17 protein-coding genes are annotated in these 20,950 nt (G+C 71.8%); 8 read left to right on the top strand and 9 right to left on the bottom strand.

Going from position 1 to position 20,950, the window contains the following annotated elements; genetic code table 11:
• Positions 1-130: 130 nt before the first annotated feature.
• Positions 131-3,598 (top strand): S8 family serine peptidase, encoded by a 3,468-nt coding sequence (locus WBN91_RS30590; RefSeq protein WP_337726795.1) that lies wholly within the window; start codon positions 131-133, stop codon positions 3,596-3,598.
• Between the two features lie 4 nt (positions 3,599-3,602).
• On the opposite strand, the gene WBN91_RS30585 is transcribed toward WBN91_RS30590, so the two are convergent.
• The 4 genes from WBN91_RS30585 to WBN91_RS30570 are packed head-to-tail and all read right to left on the bottom strand — an operon-like array spanning position 3,603 to position 7,013.
• Positions 3,603-4,742 (bottom strand): alpha/beta hydrolase family protein, encoded by a 1,140-nt coding sequence (locus tag WBN91_RS30585; protein ID WP_337726796.1) that lies wholly within the window; start codon positions 4,740-4,742, stop codon positions 3,603-3,605.
• Positions 4,743-4,765: 23 nt separating this feature from the next.
• Positions 4,766-5,746, bottom strand: a complete 981-nt coding sequence (locus WBN91_RS30580; protein WP_337726797.1) for a transporter — start codon at positions 5,744-5,746, stop codon at positions 4,766-4,768.
• The gene (locus WBN91_RS30575) at positions 5,743-6,624 is read right to left on the bottom strand and encodes an ABC transporter ATP-binding protein (RefSeq protein ID WP_337726798.1); all 882 of its coding nucleotides are present in this window, start codon (positions 6,622-6,624) and stop codon (positions 5,743-5,745) included. The genes WBN91_RS30580 and WBN91_RS30575 overlap by 4 nt, the downstream gene beginning before the upstream one ends.
• Positions 6,621-7,013 (bottom strand): GntR family transcriptional regulator, encoded by a 393-nt coding sequence (locus tag WBN91_RS30570; RefSeq protein ID WP_337726799.1) that lies wholly within the window; start codon positions 7,011-7,013, stop codon positions 6,621-6,623. Before WBN91_RS30570 ends, WBN91_RS30575 begins: the two co-directional genes overlap by 4 nt.
• A gap of 150 nt (positions 7,014-7,163) precedes the next feature.
• On the opposite strand from WBN91_RS30570, the gene WBN91_RS30565 reads away from it, so the two are divergent.
• Genes WBN91_RS30565 through WBN91_RS30555 form a run of 3 tightly spaced genes read left to right on the top strand, consistent with a single transcriptional unit; the run spans position 7,164 to position 11,738 of the window.
• On the top strand, positions 7,164-10,364 hold the full coding sequence (locus WBN91_RS30565; protein ID WP_337726800.1) for a GH92 family glycosyl hydrolase: 3,201 nt from the start codon (positions 7,164-7,166) through the stop codon (positions 10,362-10,364).
• A 37-nt stretch (positions 10,365-10,401) separates the two neighbouring features.
• A complete protein-coding gene (locus WBN91_RS30560; protein ID WP_337726801.1) occupies positions 10,402-11,121 on the top strand; it encodes an aminotransferase class III-fold pyridoxal phosphate-dependent enzyme in 720 nt (239 codons plus the stop codon).
• Positions 11,004-11,738, top strand: coding sequence for an aminotransferase class III-fold pyridoxal phosphate-dependent enzyme (locus WBN91_RS30555; RefSeq protein ID WP_337729418.1), 735 nt, complete (start codon positions 11,004-11,006; stop codon positions 11,736-11,738). Before WBN91_RS30560 ends, WBN91_RS30555 begins: the two co-directional genes overlap by 118 nt.
• A gap of 374 nt (positions 11,739-12,112) precedes the next feature.
• Here WBN91_RS30555 and katG read toward each other — a convergent pair whose 3' ends face one another.
• The 4 genes from katG to WBN91_RS30535 form a co-directional block, all read right to left on the bottom strand.
• Positions 12,113-14,347, bottom strand: a complete 2,235-nt coding sequence (gene katG, locus WBN91_RS30550; protein WP_337726802.1) for a catalase/peroxidase HPI — start codon at positions 14,345-14,347, stop codon at positions 12,113-12,115.
• Positions 14,348-14,367: 20 nt separating this feature from the next.
• The gene (locus tag WBN91_RS30545; protein ID WP_337726803.1) at positions 14,368-14,796 is read right to left on the bottom strand and encodes a Fur family transcriptional regulator; all 429 of its coding nucleotides are present in this window, start codon (positions 14,794-14,796) and stop codon (positions 14,368-14,370) included.
• Positions 14,797-14,956: 160 nt separating this feature from the next.
• Positions 14,957-15,313: a cupin domain-containing protein gene (locus tag WBN91_RS30540; RefSeq protein WP_337726804.1), complete on the bottom strand. Its 357-nt coding sequence runs from the start codon at positions 15,311-15,313 to the stop codon at positions 14,957-14,959.
• Positions 15,314-15,326: 13 nt separating this feature from the next.
• A complete protein-coding gene (locus WBN91_RS30535; RefSeq protein WP_337726805.1) occupies positions 15,327-15,575 on the bottom strand; it encodes a DUF4242 domain-containing protein in 249 nt (82 codons plus the stop codon).
• A 96-nt stretch (positions 15,576-15,671) separates the two neighbouring features.
• On the opposite strand from WBN91_RS30535, the gene WBN91_RS30530 reads away from it, so the two are divergent.
• Entirely contained in the window at positions 15,672-17,381 is a 1,710-nt protein-coding gene (locus WBN91_RS30530) for an AfsR/SARP family transcriptional regulator (RefSeq protein WP_337726806.1), read from the top strand.
• Between the two features lie 118 nt (positions 17,382-17,499).
• Here WBN91_RS30530 and WBN91_RS30525 read toward each other — a convergent pair whose 3' ends face one another.
• On the bottom strand, positions 17,500-18,387 hold the full coding sequence (locus WBN91_RS30525; RefSeq protein WP_337726807.1) for a DUF7916 family protein: 888 nt from the start codon (positions 18,385-18,387) through the stop codon (positions 17,500-17,502).
• 139 nt (positions 18,388-18,526) lie between these two features.
• Here WBN91_RS30525 and WBN91_RS30520 point away from each other — a divergent pair, with 139 nt between their 5' ends.
• From WBN91_RS30520 to WBN91_RS30510, 3 genes are read left to right on the top strand one after another with little or no spacing between them, the layout of a single operon-like run.
• Positions 18,527-19,486 (top strand): glycosyltransferase, encoded by a 960-nt coding sequence (locus tag WBN91_RS30520; RefSeq protein WP_337726808.1) that lies wholly within the window; start codon positions 18,527-18,529, stop codon positions 19,484-19,486.
• A 45-nt stretch (positions 19,487-19,531) separates the two neighbouring features.
• Positions 19,532-19,672: a hypothetical protein gene (locus WBN91_RS30515; protein ID WP_337726809.1), complete on the top strand. Its 141-nt coding sequence runs from the start codon at positions 19,532-19,534 to the stop codon at positions 19,670-19,672.
• Between the two features lie 52 nt (positions 19,673-19,724).
• Positions 19,725-20,705, top strand: a complete 981-nt coding sequence (locus WBN91_RS30510) for a DUF3558 family protein (RefSeq protein ID WP_337726810.1) — start codon at positions 19,725-19,727, stop codon at positions 20,703-20,705.
• Positions 20,706-20,950 lie beyond the last annotated feature (245 nt).

Here is a 20,950-nt window from a genome sequence, read left to right as displayed (position 1 = left end):
GTCGGCAGGTGCGGGGGTTGGCGTCCTCTCGGGCTCGGTGCGAGGGGATCCCGTCGAACGAAGATCGCGAGGCAACCACGGCGGGGTGTCCGGCGTAGTCATCAGTGCATTGACTTTCTGGGGAGGATTCGTGCGCAGAGCACGCTTGGCGGTGGTCGCCGTCGTGGTCGCCGGGTTGTCGAGCCCGGTGGCGGCGCAGGCGGAACCGGTCACCGCGCCGGACGGCGACGTCCGGACCATCACCCTGATCACCGGGGACAAGGTCGTCGTGGACGGGCGGGGCAGCCCGATCGGCGTCGACGGGCGTCCCGGGACGCAGTTCGTGCAGTACGTCCGCGACGAGCACCAGTACGTCATCCCGGTCGACGCCCTCGACGATGTCGAGCAGGACCGGCTGGACCGGCGGTTCTTCGACGTCACGGCCCTGCTCGACTTCGGCTACGACGACGCCCGGACCGACCGCGTCCCGCTGCTGGGCGGCGGGCAGGCCCTGGCCGCGCAGGCCGTGCCGAAGGCCGAGGCCGCGCAGTGGTGGTCGCGGCGGGGGACGGCGACGCTCAGCGCGGACAAGCTGTGGCTGGACGGCAAGGCCAAGCTCGCGCTGGACCAGAGCGTGCCCGCGGTGGGCGCGCCGGCCGCGTGGGAGGCCGGGTACGACGGGACGGGTGTCACCGTCGCCGTCCTGGACACCGGCTACGACCAGGACCACCCGGAACTCAAGGACGCCGTGGCGGTGTCCCGGGACTTCACCGGCGCCGGCATCCAGGACGACCTCGGCCACGGCACCCACGTCGCCGCCACCGTCGCCGGGCGCAGCGACCGCTACCACGGCGTCGCCAAGGGCGCGAAGCTCGCCGTGGGCCGGGTCTGCATGCGCGAGGGTTGTCCGGAGAGCGCCATCATCGCGGGCATGGAGTGGGCGGCCCGCGAGGTCGGCGCCAAGGTGGTCAACCTGAGCCTGGGCGGTGACCAGAGCGACGGCACCGACCCGCTGTCGCAGGCGGTCGACCGGCTCACCGCGGAGACCGGCGCGCTGTTCGTGGTGGCCGCGGGCAACGCGGGCGAGTACCGCAAGGTCTCCGCCCCGGCCGCCGCCGACGAGGCGCTGGCCGTCGCCAACCTCACCAAGCAGGGCGCGCTCAACGAGTGGTCCTCGCGCGGCCCCCGGTTCGGCGACCACGCCGTCAAGCCCGACCTCGCCGCGCCCGGCACCGACATCGTGGCCGCGCGGGCGCGGGGCACGCTGCCCGCCGAGGCCGTCGACGAGCACCACGCCCGGCTCTCGGGCACGTCGATGGCCGCGCCGCACGTGGCCGGCGCGGCGGCGATCCTGGCCCAGCGCAACCCGTCCTGGACCGCACGCGAGCTGAAGGCACAGCTCATGGCGACGACCAAGCCGGTCGCCGACACCTCCGACAAGGTCGGCACAGGTCTGCTGGACGTGGGCCGCGCGGTCGGGCAGCAGGTGCGCGCGGACGTCGGCAGCCTGTCGTTCGGGCTCCTGGAGTGGCCGCACACCGGGACCACGGCGAAGACGGTCACCTACCGCAACGACGGCGACCAGCCCGTCACGCTCGCCCTGACCCACGACCTCGGCCCGGACTTCAGCGTCCAGTCCACAGTGGACGTGCCGGCGCACGGCACCGCCCCCGTCGTCGTCACGCTCGACCCGCGCAAGGGCGAAGGCACGTTCTTTGGCACCCTCAAGGCCACCGCGGACGGCGTCGCCGTCACCACGGCGGTGGGCGCGTACGTGCAGGAAGAGCGCCACACCCTGTCCGCCAGGGTGATCGGACGCGACGGCCAGGCACCCTTCAACGGCTATCTGCTGACCGTCGACCTCAAGACCGGTCAGGGCGCAGTGCTCAGCCTGAACCCGGACGGCACGGGCACCACCAAGCTGCCGGTCTCCGACTACGCGGTCCTCAGCCGCGTCAGCGAGTTCTCCGCGCTGCCCGGCTGGTACACCCCGATCTCGGCGACCGAGGTCGCCGGCCGGATCTCCACCAGCCAGGACGTGTCCATCACGCTGGACGCCCGCGAGGGCAAGCCGATCGCGGTCGCCCTCGACGACCCGGGCGTGCGCCAACTGCACCGCCAGGCCGACTTGCGCGTGCCGATGGCGCCGGGCAAGGTCTCGGGCGTCAGCGGACCGTTCCAAGGCTCAGTCCCGGTCTACGGCCTGTCCTTCGGCGACCCGCTGCCGCAGCTGGACTACCGCACGCTGGTCAAGGCCGCCCAGCCGCGCGTGGCACTGGCCGAGTTCCCCTTGCTGCTGCGGTACTTCGGTGGCAGCCCTTACCTCACACCCGGCAAGCACCGGCTGCGCACCGCCCACCCGGACGGCGACGTCACCGGCGCGCTGGTCGTGGTCGAAGCGACCGGGGAGAGCGAGTACGACCTGGCGCAACGCCTGAAGGACGCCGGCGCCGCCGCTGTGCTCGTCCTCGGTCCTCAGGGCTTCCCGTGGGACGACCAGACCGCGCTGCCCGTCATCTCCGCCGCCGACCACGAGGCCGCGGACCTGGTGGCCCAGCTCGGCCGCGAGGTCACCCTGGAGGCCGTCGACACCGCCCCGGTCAGCTACCACCTGTTCTTCTCCGAGCACGGGACGCTGCCCGCCGGCAAGACCTACGCCGTGCGCAAGGCGGACCTGGCCGAGGTGAAGGCGCAGTACCGGTCGTCGGGCGCGGACGGCATGGTCGGCCAGCGGGTCTACCCGACGCAGGACGGCCGGATCGTCGAGGGCATGCCCCTGCTGGACGAGGTCGTCGTGGCACCGACCGCGCGCACCGAGTACTACAGCGCGGGCGACGGCATCGGGTGGTACCACGAGGAATCCGTGGGCCGCATGTTCGGCGCGGACGCGCGTGACCGCAAGGTCGGCACCTGGTCGGACTACGAGCCCGTGGTGATGCGGCCCGGCCACCAGTACCGCCGGGACTGGAACACCGCCGTCACCGCGCCCCGGCTCCGCGGCACCTCGCTGGTGCAATGGGCAGGAGGCGGCGGCGTGACCCGCGTCAGCGACGCGATCGAGGCCGCAGTGTCCCCGTTCGCCACCGGCACCGCCGTGGAGTCGTGGCAGCGCACCGGGGCGGGCACGCTGGAGTTGAAGCGCGACGGCGTCACCCTCGGTGCCAGCGGCAACCCCTGGGAGGGCCGGTGGGCCGTGCCCGCCGACGCCGGCCGCTACGAGCTGACGGTGTCGGCGAGCCGCTTCGCGCCGCAGGTCGAGCTGTCCTCCAACGTGAGCACGACGTGGGGCTTCACCAGCACCGGCGGCACAGCCGGCCCGCTGCCGCTGCTGGAGGTCGACTACACGGTGCTGCTGGACATCCGCAACAGCGCGAAGGCCGGCCTGCCGCTGCCGGTGCGGTTCACCGTTCAGCGACAGGCCGGCGCCGGCCAAGCGAAGATCAGGGACTTGAAGGCGTTCGCGTCCTTCGACGACGGCACGACATGGGTTCCGGTCCGAACACTGGTGCCGCGCGGCGGCAAGCCCGGTGGCTATGTCTCGTTGAGGGTTGTCGCCTCGGACACCGAGGGCAACACCGTCGACCAGACAGTCCTCCGGGCCTACCGCCTGCGGGCTTAGCGGGTCAGCCGCAGAAGGCCACCTCGGGGTAGCGGGGCGACGGCTGGTCGAGTAGCGGCCGTCGCTTCGCCCGGAGGTGGGTGTCCAGGAACGCGCCCACGTAGTCGCGGGTGATGGCCTGGGCGCGCTCGCCGGTGATGGTCGCGCCGATGTCCACGCCCAACTGGTCGGCGAAGGGGCCCAGGTCGGTGAAGGACGCGTGTTGGGCGCCCGTCACGGACAGCCAGCGCTTCCAGCCGTCCAGCCGGCCGAAGTCGTCCTGCCACGGCGTGCACCGCGGGAAGGGGAAGTCCGCCGGGTACTTGCCCATGAACAGGAAGGGACGGGTGAAACCGGTGTCGGGGACGGGGGTGTAGACGCGGCCGTCGAGGTCGAAGCCGGCGCGGATGCGGGGGTCGGCGAGCATCGCGGTGATCGTGCTGCCGCCGCCGGCCGAGTGGCCGCCCATCGCGATCCGGGTCGGGTCCACCAGGCCCGGTCGCTTGAGGAGTTCGTCGAGGACGAAGGACACGTCCGCCGCACGGCCGTGGGCCAGCTTCTCCCAGAACTCCGGCAGGTGGTCGACCTCGCACGACGCGCACCCGGCGAAGCGGCCGTCGGGGAAGCTCGTGCCGTAGTTCTCGTGGGTGTGGCCGATCACGGCGACCGCGTAGCCGTGGGCGGCCAGGTCTTCGGCGAGAGCGGTGAGGGTGGCGCGGGGCTTGGTGTAGCCGGGGGAGAGCACCACCAGCGGCAGGCCGTGGGGGCGGGGGAACGGGCGTGCCCCGGCGGCCGAGTGGGTGCGGGTGTGGGCGAGGAAGTCGCTCGGGAGGTGGGCGAGGCCGCTGTCGGCGAGCATCGCCGCGGATTCTTCCGGCGTGAGGTACTGCGTGCGCGGTCCGGCGGTCGGGAACGCTGGGTAGAACAGGGTGACCATCAGTTCCCGGCGCTCGGTCGGCACCCACGGGTCCGCGCGCGTGAGGTCCTTGAGGTGCAACGACGTGCTGCCCACCGGGAGCGGGCCGGTCGGCGCGGGTAAGGTGAGGACCGGTCCGGCGGAGGTGGGTCGCGGGTCGGCAGGAGTGGGTGTCGGGTCGGCGTGGGCGAAGGCGGGCAGGGCGGTGGCCGCGAGGGCGACCGCGGTGGCGATGGTGATGGCGCGCAAGAGTTTCCCCCTCGATCGAGTGGTCAGGACAGGTGGCGCAGCCGGCGGAAGCTGAACCAAGCCAGCAGCGCCGACAACACGAGGAACAGGCCCAGCTCCAGCCACTGCAACGGCCAGAACCGGCTGCCGGGCTGGTAGACCAGGTGCTGGCGGTACCCCAGGTCGGTCAACCGGGCCATGCACTTGGAGACGGCCCCGCGCTCGGGGAACGCGCCCGAACCGGGCTTGGGCATGCAGTTCTGCACCGCCTCCGGCAGCGGTCGCACGGCGGTGCCCGCCGGGTCGACGGTCTCGTTGGTCAGCACCCACGCGCCGGAGGGTGGGGCGATGGTCATGAAGTCGATCACGCCGTTCTCGTCGCCGCCGATCTGCCGCACGTTCTCCGGCGTGATCACCACCGTCTCCTCGGTGGCGGGCAGCAGGTGGGGCCGCACCAGCAGCGGCACGAGGACCTGCACGGCCGCGAACACGACCAGCGTCAACGCCATCGCGGGCACGGTCCGGCGCACCACCATCCCCACCGCCACCCCGAGCAGCAGCGCGAACGCGGCGTACCCGACCGGCACGACACCGCGCGCGGCGAACACCTCGGGCAGGATCCGGGTGAACCGCTCGCCCTCCAGCTCCGCGGCGGCGTCGATGGGCGCGGCCCACCAGCCCACCGCGAGGGTCAACAGCCCGGCCGCCGCCATCGCCGCCGGCACCCCGACGGCGAACTTCGTCGCCAGCCACCGCGTGCGGGTGACGCTCTGGTTCCACACGAGACTGTGCGTGCCGGTCTCCAGCTCGCGGGTGACCATCGGCGCGCCCCAGAAGACACCGAGGACCGCGGGCAGCACGTACACCGCGAGCAGCGTCCCGGTGTAGAGCGCCTCCACGTGGGAGAAGTTCGTGCGCCCCACCAGGTCCGGCCCGGTGACCGCGAGGACCGCCGCGACCACCACCAGGGCGGCGCACACCGACAGCGCCGGCACCCGGAACTGCCGCCACACCAACCACGTCATCGCAGGACCTCCAGCGCGGGCCGGCTCGCGGCCGGGTTGCTCATGTACTCCAGCACCAGGTCCTCCAGGCTCAGCCCGCCCACCGACCACGCCGGGTCGAGGATCGGCCCGTCCGTGCGCACGACCGCGGTGGTCTGCCGGTCGGTGTGCTCCGCGGACACCACGTGCTGGTCGGACGGCAGCGTGTCCAGGTCGCGGCGCGGGCCGGTCAGGCGGTGGTGCGTGGCCAGCAGGTGCTCGACCTCCCCTTCCAGCCGGACCTGCGAGGCCACCAGCACCACCAGGTGGTCGCACACCCGTTCCAGGTCCGCGACCAGGTGCGAGGACATCACCACGGACAGCCCGTGCTCGGCGACGGACTCCATGAGGTCCTTGAGGAACTCCCTGCGCGCCAACGGGTCCAGCGCGGCGACCGGCTCGTCCAGCAACAGCAGTTCCGGCCGCTTGGCGATGCCGAGGGTGAGCGCGAGCTGGGCGCGTTGCCCACCGGACAGCTTCCCGGCGGCCTGCCGGGGGTCCAGTCCGATCCGCTCGACCCGCTTGCGCGCCAAGGCGGCGTCCCAGCCCGGGTTGAGGTGCGCGCCCAGCCGCAGGTGCTCCTCGACGGTCAGGCCCGCGTAGACCGGGGTGTTCTGGGCGACGTAGCCGACCTTGGCCAGCTGCGCCGGCCCGCTGCCGGGCACGCCGCCGCACACCTCGATCGTGCCAGTGGTGGGTTCGAGCATCCCCGACGCCAGGTTGAGCAGCGTGGACTTGCCCGCGCCGTTCGGGCCGACCAGTCCGGTCACGTGCCCGGCGGGGATGTCGAGCGTGCAGTGGGTCAACGCCCACTTGCTCTTGTACTTCTTGCCCAGACCCTGGGCCCGCAACGCGGTCACGCTATGTCCTCTCCGGCTTCGGTGCGAAACGTGGCGGCGAACAGCGCCTCGATGCTCTCGTCGTCCAGCCCGGCCCGGCGCGCCTTGGCCAGCCAACGGCGCAGTTCCTGGCGCAGCGGGGCGAGGGTCGCGAACGGCACGCCGGTCGAGGACGCCGTGACGAACGTGCCGACGCCCGGTCGGGCCGCGACCAGCCCGGTGTGCTCCAGCTCCCGGTAGGCCTTGAGCACGGTGTTGGGGTTGATCGCCAGGTCGGCGACGACGTCCTTGACCTTGGGCAGCTGGTCGCCCTCCTGGAGCAGACCGAGCCGCAGCGCGTGCCGCACCTGCTGGACCAGCTGCTGGTAGGGCGACAGGCCGGACCTGGCGTCCAGGTGGAACTGGATCACGGTCACCTCCATTTATCTAGCTACCTAGCACTATAGGTAAATGACGTCCGGACCGCCACCCGCCGCCACTGGACGGCGACCGTCCGCGTACGCCAAGGTCAGGGGGAACGCCGTGCGTTGACAACGTTGTCACCAAGGAGGCCCCTGCCGATGCGACTCGTCCGCCGAGGCACGACCGCGCTGCTGGCCGCCGCGCTGCTGATCCCCGTCCACCCCGCGCGCGGCGAACCGGACGTCGACCCGACGACGCTGGTCAACCCGTTCGTCGGCACCCAGAACTTCGGCAACACGTTCCCCGGCGCGAGCACCCCGTTCGGCATGGTGCAGGTCAGCCCGGACACCGGCGGTCAGGGCGGGTACGACTACCTCCAGGACTCGATCCTCGGCTTCAGCCAGACCCACCTGTCCGGGGTGGGCTGCGGCGTCGCCGGCGAGCTGCCCGTCATGCCCACGACCGGGCCGGTGGACAACGTTGACACCACCGGCTACCGCTCGAAGTTCTCCCACGACGACGAGGAGGCCACGCCGGGCTACTACCGCGTGGGCCTCCAGCGCTACGGCGTCGACGTCGAGCTCACCGCGACCCCGCGCACCGGCTGGCAGCGCTACACCTTCCCGGCCGGCCCGGCGAACGTCCTGTTCAACACCGGGCGCGCCAACCAGCAGGTGCTCGACTCGGAGGTGCACGTCGTCGGTGACCGCACGCTGGAAGGCCGGGTCCGCGCGGGGCGGTTCTGCGCGGGCCACGACGAGCACACCGTCTACTTCACGGCGAGCTTCGACCGGCCCTTCGCGAGCTTCGGCACATGGCGCGGCAGCACGAAGTCACCCGGCGTGCCGGACGCGGCGGGCACGGGCGGCAACGGCGCATGGGTCACGTTCGACGCCTCCGCCGACCAGGACGTGGTGCTCAAGGTCGGCCTGTCCTACACGGGTGTCGAGGGCGCGCGGCGCAACCTCGCGGCCGAGACCAGCGGCTCTTACGACTTCGACGCCGTGCGTGCGGAAGCGCACCGGGCATGGGTCGAGCGCCTGAACCAGGTCCAGATCGAGGGCGGGGCGCCCGAGCGGCGTGTTGCCTTCTACACGGCCCTCTACCACTCGCTGTTGCACCCGAACCTGGCCGGGGACGTGGACGGCCGGTACGCCGGGTTCGACGGCAAGACCCATGTGGCGCAGGGGTACACGCCGTACCAGAACCTGTCGCTGTGGGACACCTACCGGCCGCAGAACCAGCTGCTGGAACTGCTCGAACCGCAGGTGGCCCGGGATGTCGCCCTGTCGGTCGTGGCGGCCGGGCGGGACGGCGGCTGGCTGCCCCGCTGGGCGCTGGCCAACAGCGAGACCAACATCATGACCGGCGACCCGGTGACGCCGTTCCTGGTCGAGGCGTGGTCGCGCGGGCTGCTGGCGGGCCACGAGCAGGAGGCGTACGAGCTGCTCAAGCGCAACGCGACCAGCGTGCCGCCCGCCGACTCGCCCTACAACGGCCGGTCCGGCGTCGAGCACTACGCCGAACGCGGCTACCTCCCGTCCGGCCTGGAGGTGGGCACGGACTGCCGGCACAAGGGCGGCGACAACGACTGCGTGCACCCGGCCTCGGCGACCCTGGAGTACGCGGCGGCCGACGCGTCGCTGGCGGTCATGGCCCGCGGCCTGGGCCACGACGCCGACGCCCGCGTGTTCGAGCAGCGCGGCCAGTGGTACCGCAACCTGTGGGACGGCGAGCACTTCCGGCCGCGCACGGTCGAGGGCACGTGGCTGACGCCCTACAACCCGGTCGACGCCGGGCACCAGTTCCACGAGGGCGGGGCGTTCCAGTACCAGTGGCTGGTCCCGCAGGACCCGAACGGCCTGGTCGAGCTGATGGGCGGGCGCGCGGCGGCGGAACGGCGGCTGGACGCGTTCTTCGCGCACGACAAGCTGCTGGTCGACCCGGCGCGCACGGTCCGCGAGGACTGGATCACCCAGCCCTACGACTACTACGGCAAGCCCACCTACAACCCCAACAACGAGCCGGACCTGCTGGCGCCGTACTTCTACCTGTCCGCCGGGACGCCGTGGAAGACGGCGACGGTCGTGCGGGCGGCGATGACGTTGTTCACCACCGGTCCGGACGGCATGACCGGCAACGACGACCTGGGCACGATGTCGGCGTGGTACGTGTTCTCTTCGCTGGGCCTGTACCCGACGATGAGCGGCGGCGATTTCCTGGCCCTGTCGAGCCCGCAGTTCCCCTCCGCGACCGTCCACACTGGACAGGGCCGCGTCCTGCGGATCACCGCGCCGGGCGCGAGCGACGCGACCCGGTACGTGCAAGGCGTGTCCTTGAACGGTCGGGACGTCCAGCGCACGTGGCTGGACTGGGACGACGTGGCGCGTGGCGGGACACTGGCTCATCGGCTGGGCACGGAGCCGTCGTCGTGGGGGACCGGCCGGGGTGCGGAGCCGCCGTCGATCAACCGCGCCCGGCCGGACGGGCGGCAGCACGTGGACGCGTCGCTGCGCGGGAACGCCGCTGTGCTGCCGACGTCGAGCACCTCGCAGACGGTGACCTTCCCGTTGGACGTCCTGGCCCAGGCTCCGGGTGCGGTCGTCGCCTCCGTGGAGGCCACTGCCCCTGCCGGCTGGGAGATCTCGCGTGTCCAGCCGATGGTGCTGGTGTCTGGTCGACTGCCCGTGCAGCGGACGGTGACGCTCACCGTGACGGTGCCCGCCGGTACCCCGGTCGGCACGTATCCGGTCGAGGTCGTTGTGCATGGGCCGAACACCGTGACCAGGACGGCGACCGTCGAGGTGCGTGAGGCGGTGAACTGCGTCGGCACGCCGTGCGCGGTCGACCTGACCCGCGAGCTCAACCACGACGGCACCGCCACCGTCGCCGCCCCGGCGTCGGGCGACTTCGACGGCCAGGGCTGGAGTTATGACGCCGACCTGCTGCCCACCGGTCCGGTGACGTGGGGAGGGGTGACTTACGTGGTTCCGGATCCGACCGGGACGGCGGCGAACTTCGTGGAGTCCCGAGGTCAGGCCGTGCTGCTGCCCACCGGGCAGTACCAGGCGCTCAACGTGGTGGCGGCGTCGCACAACGGCCCCGTCACGACGGCGGTCGCCGTCCGGTACACCGACGGGACGACGGCTGAGCTGCCCGTGACGGTGGGGGACTGGGCGGGCTCGGGCGGCACGGTGGTGCTCGACATGCCGCACCGGATCAAGGCGGGCAAGGGCGTGGACGGCCCTCCGGTGCGCCTGTTCGGCCTGCGCGCGGGCCTGGACCCGACGAAGACCGTGCGGTCGCTGACGCTGCCGGATGATCCTCGGGTGGAGGTGTACGCGCTCACGCTGAGCTGAACTGGCCGCTTCCCGGGGGTGGTCCGACACTGGCGTCATGGACCTCGACGAGCTGGTCTTCCACCCCTGGGTAGCCCAAGGCCCGCGTCACGTGCCCACGATCGTGGCAGGGGAGGGCAGTCATGTGGTGGCTGGGGATGGCCGGCGGTACCTGGATTTCAGCTCGCAGTTGGTGTTCACCAACCTGGGGCACCAGCACCCGAAGGTTGTGGCGGCCATCAAGGTACAGGCGGACCGTTTGTGCACCCTGGCTCCGGCGCACGCCAATGATGTCCGAGGTGAGGCGGCCCGGCTGATCGTCGAGGTCGCGCCGGAGGGGTTGGGTCATGTTTTGTTCACCACGGGTGGCACGGAGGGGATTGAGCACGCGGTTCGAATGGCCCGGTTGGTCACCGGTCGTCCCAAGGTGTTGGCCGCTTACCGGTCCTACCACGGCTCTACAAGTACTTCGATTCACCTGACCGGTGACCCCCGCCGTTGGGCGTCGGACACCGGGATGGCTGGTGTGGTGCACTTCTTCGGCCCGTTTTTGTACCGGTCGGTGTTTGGTGCGATGACGCCGGAGGATGAGGGTGAACGTGCGCTTGCGCACCTTGAGCAGGTGATCCTGCAAGAGGGCCGACGACGATTGCGGCGTTGGTGCTGGAGTCGGTTACCGGCAGTTCGGGCGTGGTTGTGCCGCCGGTGGGTTACTTGCGCGGGGTGCGGGAGCTTTGTACGCGGCACGGGATCGTTCACATTGCCGATGAGGTTCTGACTGGCTTTGGACGCACCGGGGCGTGGTTCGCTTGCGATCACGAGGGGGTGGCCCCGGATTTGTTGGTGTTCGCGAAGGGCGTTAACTCGGGGTACGTGCCGTTGGGTGGGGTGTTGGTGGGCGACCGGATCCATCGGGTGTTCACTGAACGCCCTTATCCGGCGGGCCTGACCTACAGCGGCCACCCACTGGCGTGTGCGGCGGCGGTCGGTGCGATCGAGGCCATGCACGAGGAGGGGACGGTGGCGGCGGCAGCCCGATTGGGCGAGGAGGTCCTCAGACCGGGGCTCGAGCGCCTGGCTGGCCATCCGTGTGTGGGTGATGTGCGGGGCATCGGTGCGTTGTGGACGCTTGAACTGGTCGCGGACCAGGCCACCAAGGAGCCCTTGCCCACCGGTGGCCCGGAGATGACCGCCTTCATCCGAGCTTGTCTGGACCGAGACCTGCTGACGTTGGTGCTGGCCAACCGCGTCCACGTAGCCCCGCCGCTGAACATCACGGACTCCGACGCGGCTATTGGGTTGGCCGCATTGGACGACGCCTTGGCTGTGGTGGATCGCGCGCGGAGCGCGTTCGAGCCTGCGAGCGCGGAGCGTGTTGCGTTTGGACCCGCGTAGCGTGGGCTTCAGAGCGGAGCGTTGAGTCTAGGGATTGAAAGCGCCTCGCCGGCGGGCAGGCCGCCAAGGATGGACACAAAAGAAAGGGCGCGGGCTTCTTGCTTGTGTCATCCCCGTATGGCCTGGCGGAGCCAACCACAGATTTCCCCGGGTGCCGCTAAAACTTTTTGCTCGTTCCTCGCAAAAACTTTCGGCTGCACCCGGGGAAATCTGTGGTAGCCCTTCGGGCAGGCCATACGGGGATGACACAAGCAAGAAGCCCAGGTGGGGGAGTGCCGTGCGGCAGCTTCGTGAAAAACCTGCGCCGGCGGTGCCGGAGGTGCAGGAACTCCGGGCCGGTTGGGCCGACCCGGAGTTCCCTCGACATCAGGTGATCAGGCCACGTCGAAGCGGTCCAGGTCCATGACCTTTGCCCAGGCGGACACGAAGTCGTGGACGAACTTCTCCTTGGCGTCGTCGGAGGCGTAGACCTCCGCGACCGCGCGGAGTTCGGAGTTCGAGCCGAAGACCAGGTCGACTCGGCTGCCGGTCCACTTGACCTCGCCGGTCGTGCGGTCGCGGCCCTCGAAGGTTTCCGCCTCGGACGAGGTGGGCTTCCACTCCGTGTCCATGTCGAGCAGGTTCACGAAGAAGTCGTTGGTCAGGGAGCCCGGGGCGCCGGTCAGGACGCCCAACTCCGAGCGCTTGTGGTTGGTGCCCAGGACGCGCAGGCCGCCCACGAGCACGGTCAGCTCCGGGGCGCTCAGGGTGAGCAGGTTGGCCCGGTCGACCAGCAGGAACTCGGCCGGCAGGCGGTTGCCCTTGCCCAGGTAGTTGCGGAAGCCGTCGGCGGTGGGTTCCATCGCCGCGAAGGAGTCCGCGTCGGTCTGCTCCTGGGAGGCGTCGGTGCGGCCCGGGGTGAACGGGACGGTGACGGGCACGCCCGCCGCGCTCGCCGCCTGCTCGACGGCCGCGACGCCGCCGAGGACGATCAGGTCGGCCAGGGAGACCTTCTTGCCGCCGGTCTGGGCCTTGTTGAAGGTCTCCTGGACGCCCTCCAGGGCGCGCAGCACGATCGAGAGCTGCTCGGGCTCGTTGACCTCCCAGCTGCGCTGCGGCTCCAGGCGGATGCGGGCGCCGTTCGCGCCGCCCCGCTTGTCGCTGCCGCGGAAGGTGGAGGCCGACGCCCACGCGGTGGTCACCAGCTGGGACACCGTGAGGCCGGTGGCCAGGATCTGCTGCTTGAGCGCGGCCACGTCGGCGGCGTCGACCAGCTCGTGGTCCACGGCCGGGACCGGGTCCTGCCAGACCAGTTCCTCCTGCGGCACCAGCGGGCCGAGGTAGCGCTGGATCGGGCCCATGTCGCGGTGGGTCAGCTTGAACCAGGCGCGGGCGAAGGCGTCCGCGAACTGGTCGGGGTTCTCGTAGAAGCGGCGGGAGATCTGCTCGTAGACCGGGTCGAAGCGCAGCGCCAGGTCGGTGGTGAGCATGCCCGGCGCGCGGTTGAGCTTGCCGTCCTCGGGGTCCGGGACGGTGTTGCGCGCCTTGCCGTCCTTCGGGGTCCACTGGTGGGCGCCGGCGGGGCTCTTGGTCAGCTCCCACTCGTACTCGAACAGGTTGTGGAAGAACCAGTTGCTCCACTGCGCCGGGGTCGGCGTCCAGGTGACTTCCAGGCCGCTGGTGATGGTGTCGCGGCCCTTGCCGGAGCCGAAGGTGTTCTTCCAGCCCAGGCCCATCTCCTCCAGCGGGGCGCCCTCGGGCTCGGGGCCGACGAACTGGTTCGGGTCGGCCGCGCCGTGGGTCTTGCCGAAGGTGTGGCCGCCGGCGATCAGCGCGACGGTCTCCTCGTCGTTCATCGCCATGCGGCCGAAGGTCTCGCGGATGTCGCGGGCGGCGGCCAGCGGGTCCGGGTTGCCGTTGGGGCCCTCGGGGTTGACGTAGATCAGGCCCATCTGCACGGCCGCGAGCGGGTTCTCCAGGTTGCGGTCACCCGAGTAGCGCTCGTCGCCCAGCCAGGTGCGCTCCGGGCCCCAGTACACGTCCTCGTCGGGCTCCCACACGTCCGCGCGGCCACCGGCGAAGCCGAAGGTCTTGAAGCCCATCGTCTCCAGGGCGCGGTTGCCGGTGAAGATCATCAGGTCGGCCCAGGAGATCTTGCGGCCGTACTTCTTCTTGACCGGCCACAGCAGGCGGCGGGCCTTGTCCAGGTTGCCGTTGTCCGGCCAGCTGTTGAGCGGGGCGAACCGCTGCATGCCCGCGCCCGCGCCGCCGCGGCCGTCGTGCACGCGGTAGGTGCCCGCGCTGTGCCACGCCATGCGGATCATGAACGGCCCGTAGTGGCCGAAGTCCGCGGGCCACCAGTCCTTCGACGTCGTCAGCACCTCGTCGACGTCCTTGGCCAGGGCGTCGAGGTCCAGGCTGAGGAACTCCGCCGAGTAGTCGAAGTCCTCGCCCATCGGGTTCGCGACGGCCGGGTGCTTGCGCAGGATCTTCAGGTTGAGCTGGTTCGGCCACCAGTCGCGGTTGCTGCCGCCTTCGGTCGGGTGGTTGATCCGGCCGGCGGAGACGGGGCAGCCGGCGGCGCCCTCCTCGTTCAGCTCTCCGATGACGGCGTTCGGGCTGTCGGACACGGGCATCCTTCCGGGGGATTTCAAGCGGTTGCGGACTTGCAGGCGGGACAGGTGCCCCAGTAGACGACCTCGGCCTCGTCGATGCTGAAGCCGTGGTCGTCGGACGCGGTCAGGCAGGGCGCGTGGCCGACCGAGCAGTCGACGTCGGCGATCACCCCGCAGGACCGGCACACGACGTGGTGGTGGTTGTCGCCGACCCTGGCCTCGTAGCGGGCGACCGAACCCGAGGGCTCGATGCGCCGCAGCAGCCCGGCGGTGGTCAGCGCGCGGAGCACGTCGTAGACGGCTTGGTGCGACACCGTGCCCAGGTTCTCCCGCACGACGCCGATGATCGAGTCGGTGTCGGCGTGGGGGTGCTCGTGCACCGCGGACAGCACGGCCAGCCGCGGGCTCGTGACGCGCAGCGACGCGCGGCGCAGCATCTGCTCGAACTCGGGGACCGTGGGCACGGGACGAGTCTTCCGCATTTTCTGGAATGAATCAAGTTTAGCTTCGTGAACGTTGTCTGAACGGTGGATCAGAGCAGCTCCCGGCCACTGTGCACAGTGCGGGACTCCGAAGTGGACGAAGCCCCCGGCGGGTTGCCGGGGGCTCCGCGTGACCGAGCGGTCACTGCTTGGCGTAGTTCTCCAGGCCGGTGAAGTCCACCATCACGCAGTTCTCGTCCCCCACGACCCACGCGTCGTGGCCGGGCTCGACCACCATCGCGTCGCCGGGGCCGACCTCGGCTTCGGTGCCGTCGTCCATGCGGATGTGCATGTGGCCGGACAGGACGTAGCCGGTGTGCGAAGCCTGACAGGACTTCGTGCCGGCGATCGGGGCCACGTCGGTGGACCAGCGCCAGCCCGGTTCGAACTCGGCCTTGCCGGCGGTGGTGCCGCCGACGGTGACCAGGTCGACGTGACCGTGCGGGAACCGGCGGGTCTCCTCGGGGGATTCCAGGCTCTTGGCCGCTGCGATGCTCATCGTCGTTGTCTCCTCATCCCTGCGTGACCGGGTAGATCTCGTCGGCGACCAGGCCGTGGGCCTCGCGGTGGACCCGGTGGGCGGCCTCGGCGTCGGGGGCCTCGACCAGGCAGAACACCTTGCCCGCCGAGTCGTCGACCCAGTAGTGCAGGTACTTCACGCCGTACTGGTCCTGCGTGCGCATGTCTGCGGCGTGCGCCTCGGCGACGTCCTTGGCGGTGGCGCCTTCGGGCAGGTGGTTGTGCACGTCCATGAACAGCATCGCGCCCTCCTCGGGGTCTTGGGTCGCGTGCGGGGCAACGCTAGGTCGGGCCGCGTTCCCAAAGCGTTCCCGCGCGTCCGGGCGTACGGTTGCGCCATGCAGGTCACCTGCCGGGTGCGGGTGCTCGGCGGGTTCGACGTCGTGGTCGACGGCAAACCCGTCCCCACCGACTCCTGGCGCAGCAGGCGAGCCGCCGACCTGGTGAAGCTCCTGGCGATCGAGTCCGGGCACCGCATGCACCGGGAACAGGCGATGGAGCTGCTGTGGCCGGGGCTGCCCGCCGAGGCGGCCGGCGCGAACCTGCGCAAGGCCGTCCACTACGCCCGCCGCGCGCTCGGCGGCCCGGACGCCATCGCGGTGACCGGGCACGTGCTGGAGCTGTGCCCGGACGCGGCGCTGGCGTGCGACCTGGAGCGGTTCGACCGGGCCGCCGACGACGCGCTGGCCTCCGGCGACGCCGCCGCGTGCAGCGCCGCCGCCGCCCTGTACACCGGTGACCTGCTGCCCGACGACCGTTACGAGTGGTGGGCGGAGGAGCGGCGCACGAAGGTCCGGACCCGCTACCTGGCGCTGCTGCGCGCCGCCGGCGACTGGGAGCGGCTGCTGGAGTGGGACGAGACCGACGAGGAGGCCCACCGGGCGCTGATGCGGCGGCACCTCGCGGCCGGGCGGCGGCGGGAGGCCCTGCGCCAGTACGAACGGCTCAGACGAGCGCTGCGGGAACGCATCGGCGTCAGCCCGGACGCCGAGACGGTCGCCCTCTACGAGTCCGCGCTGGCCGAGGGCGGCGACCCGCCGTCGGTGGCGGAGACCGTGGCCGTGGCGGTGGCCAACGGGCTGGTCGCGTGGGGGCGGCGCAACCTGGAGGAGGCCGAGCGGCTGGCCAAGCGCGCCCGCGCCCTGGCCCTGGACGCCAACCTCGGGCACGAGCTGGGCGAGGCGTCGACGCTGCTGGCCCTGGTCGCCTACGCGCGGGGCACGTGGCACGAGCAGTTCCGCCGGGAGTTCGTGGACTCGGTGCGCCGGTCGACCGAGCTGGAGGTGGCGGTGTTCGACGCGCACCTGTGCTTCCAGGAGTTCTACCTGTACGGGCCGGAGGGCCACGAGGGCGCGGAGGCGTTCGGCCGCGACCTGCTCGCCATCGCCACCGACGCGGGCTCCGCGGGCGGGCGGGCGTTGGCGCACCTGCTGCTGGGCGAGTTCGCGCTGCTGTCCGGGCGCCTCGACGACGCCGTGGCGCACCTGTCCCGGTCGCTGGTGGACGCGGAGCGGGCGGGGTGCGCGTCGGCCCGGTGCATCGCGTTGGAGCGGGCCGCGGAGGTGAGCGTGCGGCGCGGTGACCGGGCGTTCGCCGTGGCGCTGCTGGAGCGGGCCATGCCGCTCGCACGGGCCTCGGGGATCCGGTCGCACCTGGTCATCCGGGTGCACGGGCTGCGGGTGCTCGCGGCGGGCGGGCTGGTGGACGCGTTGAGCGCGGTGCGGGAGGGTGAGCGGCTGCTGGCCTCGGAGCACGTGTGCGAGCCGTGCTCGATGGTGTTCCGGACCGAGGCGGCCCGCGCCTGCGCCCGCGCGGACGACCTGGGTCGGGCGCGGCGGCACCTCGCGGAGGCCGAGCGGATCGGCGGCCTGTGGCAGGGCGGTCCGTGGACGGCGGCCCTGTGGGAGGTCCGGGCGGAACTGCGCCGTGCGGCGGGTCAGACCAGGCAGGCGTCGGCGCTGTTCCTGGAGGCGGCCGACCAGTTCGCGGCCCTGCGCCGGCCTTGGGAAGAACACCGCTGTCGAGCCGCCGCGGGCCTGCCAGCTTGACCGACTTCCCCGGCCCGGCGACCTGACTCAGCGGCCCGGCCCGGCGACCTGACCCAGCGGCCCGGCCCGGTGACTCGGCCTGGCGGCTCGGCCCGGCGACCTGGCCCAGCGACTTTGTCTAGCGGCGTCCGCTGAGCGCCATTCGCGTCCACGTGTGGCGGCGACCGCGGATGGCGACCGAGTACGCGTACAGCAGTTCCGGGTCGCCCATGCCGGGCAGGAAGCAGTCGCCGATGTGGTGCGCGTCGACGCCGATCTCCTTGGCGGTCAACGCCAGTTGCGGTACCACGGTGGTGTGCGCGCCCTCCTGGCTGGTGCCGATCGCGCCCATCACCACCGCACCCGCGTCCTGCACAGCCGCGACCGCCTCGGCGGCCGACTCCCGCGTGACCCCGGGCAGCGTGCCGGGCAACGGCATGATCACCCCGTCCGCGCCCGCGTCCACCAGGCCGGTCAGGCGGGCGGTGGTGATGCGTTCCCGGTGGCCGGCGTGGTGCATCTTGCCCGACCACAGCGCCGCGTCCGCGCCCAGCGCGGCCCGCAGCTCTCCGGTGACCCGCGTGAGCCCGTCGAAGGTGCCGTCCGTGCTGGGGTTGGCGGTCAGGCTCAGCAGCGCCGCGCCCGCGTCGACCAGCCGTCGGGCCGTCTCCGGGGTGGCCCGGCGCAGGCGGGGGACGTCCCCGGGCTCCAGGTTCACCCCGATCGGCCGACCCACCCGGTCGGCCAGCGCGGCCAGGTCGGGGAGCGTGCCCAGGCCGGGGAAGTGGAAGCGCTTGCCGTCCCAGGCGCGGTCGATCATGTTGAGCACCAGGACGTCCGCGCCGAACGCCGCCATCAGCTCCATGTTGTGCACGGCCGGTCCGGTGGGGGAGAAGGCCAGCGCGGCGCGGTCGGCGAACACCTCGGCGACGACGGTGCGGCCCTCGCCGGCGGCCACGGCCTCGGTCAACTCCCGGCCGCGCAGGGCGGCCAGGGCGTCGCGGTCCAGGTCCAGGATGCGGGTCACGGCGACTCCTTTGGTCTAGACCACATGAGTATGCGCGCGCTGTCAAGACGAGCCCCGACCTCGCCCGTCTTGGGAGCGCGCCCAATTGGTCGTCCAAACCGGTGCCGGGGCACGGCCGGACGGCGTAGATTTTCCCGCCATGCGCGTGCTCTTCGTCAGCTTGGCGTCGGTCGGCCACACCTACCCGCTCGTCCCGCTCGCCATCGCCGCCCGAGCCGCCGGGCACGAGGTGCACTTCGCGGCGGGGGAAGCGGTGCACGGTCCGCTCGAAGCGCACGGGCTGCGGCCGTTCCGGCCGGCGGACGCGTTCTACGAGGTCTACGCCGAGGACCTCGCGGCGGACCTGGCGCGGCTCGAACCCGACCTCGTCGTGCACGGGTGGGGTGTGCCGGGGGCCGCGGAGGCGGCTCGGGTTGCGGGTGTCCCGGGGGTCTGGCACGGGTTCGGGCGGATGTTCCCCGAAGGCATCGGCTTGGTGCGGCCGGTCGGGGGAGTGCACCTCGACATCTGCCCACCGTCGTTGCAGGACAAGGACTTCCTGGCCACCCAGGACCGGGTGGAGCTGCGCCCGGTGGCCTTCTCCGAACCGGCCCGCCGCGTCCTGCGTGACGGCCGGCCGCTGATCTACCTCACCCTCGGCACCGCGTTCGGCACACCGGAAATCCTGGCCGCCGCCGTGCGCGGGCTGGCCGCGTTGGACGCCCACATCGTCGTCGCCGCCGGACGCGTGCGCCCCGACGAGCTGGGGAGCGTGCCGCACAACGTGACCGTGCGGGACTGGGTGGACCAGGCCGACCTGTGGCCGCATGTGGACGTCGCCGTGCACCACGGCGGCAGCGGCACGACACTCGGCGCACTCGCCGCCGGCGTCCCGCAGCTGCTGGTGCCACAGGGCGCGGACCAGTTCGCCAACGCCGAGGCGGTCACCGCGGCGGGGGCGGGCCTGGTGCTCGACGAACCGGCGGCGATCGCCGACCTGACCTGGAAACTGCTGGCCGGCAACGACCACCGCGACGCGGCCCGCGCCCTGGCCGCCGAGATCGCCCGCATGCCGTCCCCCGACGAGGTGGCCCAACGCCTCCCCGACCTGGCCCGCTGAGCCGTGTGCGATGCTGGATCGGGTCGGTGGTTCGAGGGGTGGGCGGTGGCGGCGAAGCGCAAGGGCGGCGGGATCGCCCCCTACGTGGCACTGCTGGTGGCGCTGATCATCTTCGTGCCGCCGCTGCGCGAAGCGGTGGGCAACCTGCTCGCCCCGCTGCTCGATTTCCTGCCCTGGCGAGCCTGATTCCACGCGATACCGGGCCTCCGGGCGGGGCGGGTCGCTTACGCTGCGCCGCATGATCAGGCGGGTTGTGGGCGTTGCGCTGGTGGCGGTCGCGTTGGGGGCGTGCACCACGCACGTGACGGGAACGCCCACGCCGGTGCCCGACCCCACGCCCACTAGCAAGCCGAAGACCCAGGTCACGGCCGAGGACCTGCTGGGCGACCTGGCCGCGGTCGATCCCTGCGGTTTCGTCCAGGCGCGGGACCTCAAGGAGTTCGGCGAGGTCGCCCAGGGCGCGCGGGAGTCGTTGGACAGCTGCCTGCTGACCGTGACCACCAAGAGCGGGGCCAAGCTGGAGGTCACGTTCGGCACCTTGGAGCAGTTGGAGTCCGAGAGCGAGCTCAAGGGCTCCGTCGAGGACTACGACGGCCTCCGGATCGCCGAGGACCCCGACGCCTCGAACCGGTGCGCGCGCCGGATCGTGTTCGAGGACCTGGTGACGTTGGCGGTGAGCGTCGACAACTTCAGCTCCGGCTCGGCGACGACCCAGGAGCTCTGCGAGATCGTCGACCGCGCCACCGAGACGACCGCGGACGTCGTGCTGGCGAAGAAGGCCGAGCACTGGAAGTACCCGGCCAAGTCGGTCGGGAAGCTGGACGCGTGCGAGGCGGCACGCGCGAGCCTGGCCCAGGTGCCCGGACTGTCCTCGCCCAAGGTGCGGGTCTACCCGGCCCGCCACCAATGCCGGTGGAGCAACGACGGCACCGCCTCCACGCCCCGTGCCCGGGTCACCTACGCCATCGGCACGCCCACGACCCCCGGCGGCGACAACGCCGTGCGGGAGGACGTGGGCGGCCGTCCCACGGTGATCCTGAAGTCGGCCTCCGCCACGGTGGCGTTCTGCGCGGCGGAGACCACGCACATCCCCTTCGAGGGCGGGGTGCAGGAGCTGGCGATCGTGACGGTCAGCCTGCCTTCCGGCACGCCGGTGGACCAGGCGTGCGCGGCGGCGAAGGCGGTCGCGGCCGAGGCGTGGGCGAAGCTGCCGAAGTGACCTGAGCCCTCAGCCCCGCACCCGGCAGCGACCCAAGCCCGCTGAGCCCGGCACGGCGGCAGCGGCCTGAGCTGGACGAGTAGTGCGTAAGTCGGGACGGCAGAGGCGCAGGGCACGCTTTCCTCCCCCCGGTACAGCCCTGCGTGCCCGCAGGGCGCGCGCTTTCGTAGTAGCTCGCGCAGCAGACCTCCCAACTTGGGCTTCTTCCGTCATCCCCGTATGGCCTGCCCGAAGGGCTACCACAG

This window comes from Saccharothrix sp. CCNWYY140 (assembly GCF_037401995.1).
GTDB lineage: Bacteria > Actinomycetota > Actinomycetes > Mycobacteriales > Pseudonocardiaceae > Actinosynnema.
Note: the sequence above shows the minus strand (reverse complement) of the source record. Positions and strands in the feature narration are given on the sequence as shown.